This window comes from Protofrankia sp. Cj3, assembly GCF_917627355.1.
In the GTDB taxonomy this organism is placed as follows: domain Bacteria; phylum Actinomycetota; class Actinomycetes; order Frankiales; family Frankiaceae; genus Protofrankia.
The window spans coordinates 14,991-15,758 of the sequence record NZ_CAKJTR010000104.1 but is presented as its reverse complement, the minus strand read 5'-3'; the positions used below and the strand labels follow the sequence as shown (position 1 = coordinate 15,758).

2 protein-coding genes are annotated in these 768 nt (G+C 72.7%); both read left to right on the top strand.

The features are described 5' to 3' along the window. Window positions 1-498: hypothetical protein (locus MJ783_RS14855; RefSeq protein ID WP_239311033.1), on the top strand; the 498-nt coding region annotated here is incomplete at its 5' end. Continuing rightward, the coding region (locus MJ783_RS14850) for an RAMP superfamily CRISPR-associated protein (RefSeq protein ID WP_239311032.1) at window positions 498-768 on the top strand (271 nt) is incomplete at its 3' end. The genes MJ783_RS14855 and MJ783_RS14850, both read left to right, overlap by 1 nt.

The following is a 768-nucleotide window of genomic DNA, read 5'->3' as shown; positions in this document are numbered from 1 at the left end:
CCCACGAACACCGACATCCTGTCGGCCGACGACATCGCGCTCATCGCGGCGCTGCGCACGGAGGCCTGGCGAGCAGAAATCGCGAGGCGTGCCGTCACGGTCGCATCCGACCCCGACGGCCTACGCCGGGTGTTCGGCGACGGCGTCGACAAGGTCCCGCCGTCGCAGCTCGCCCAGCTCCGCGACATCCTGCCCCGGCTGGCTGACCGCGCGGCCACCGAAGCGCTCGTCGACAAGCTCGTCGACCCGTCCCGCCGACGATCATGGCCAGACGGCGTCGGCAGACAGCTGAAGCCCCTCCTCACCAGACCGGGCCAGGTGTGGGAGGCCCTGGGCTGGGTCGGCCCCGCGGGGCCGACGGCCGGAGGTCAGACCCATGAAGCGCCGCACGCCGCGACGATCGCCGCGAACCTGCGAACGGAGCTGTGGCAGGAGGCCGTGCAGACGTTGGTCCTGACCTGCCTGACCGCGCACCGCCGGAACCGGGAGGCGAAGTGATGGCCGGCCGACCTTTGCGCCACCGGCTGCGGGTCCGCGGCTGGCTTGAGGTGTGCTCGCCGCTGCACGTCGGCGGGCTCGGGCACGACCCGGACGTGGACCTGCCGGTCGCGCTCGACGGCAAGTCCCGGCTGTACGTGCCCGGGACGAGCCTCGCCGGAGTGTGCCGCCACTGGATGACGGGCCGCTGCACCGACGCGAACACCCTCGATGAGCTGTGGGGATTCACCGACAACACCGACGGCCGGGCGAGCCGGGTGTTCGTCCGGG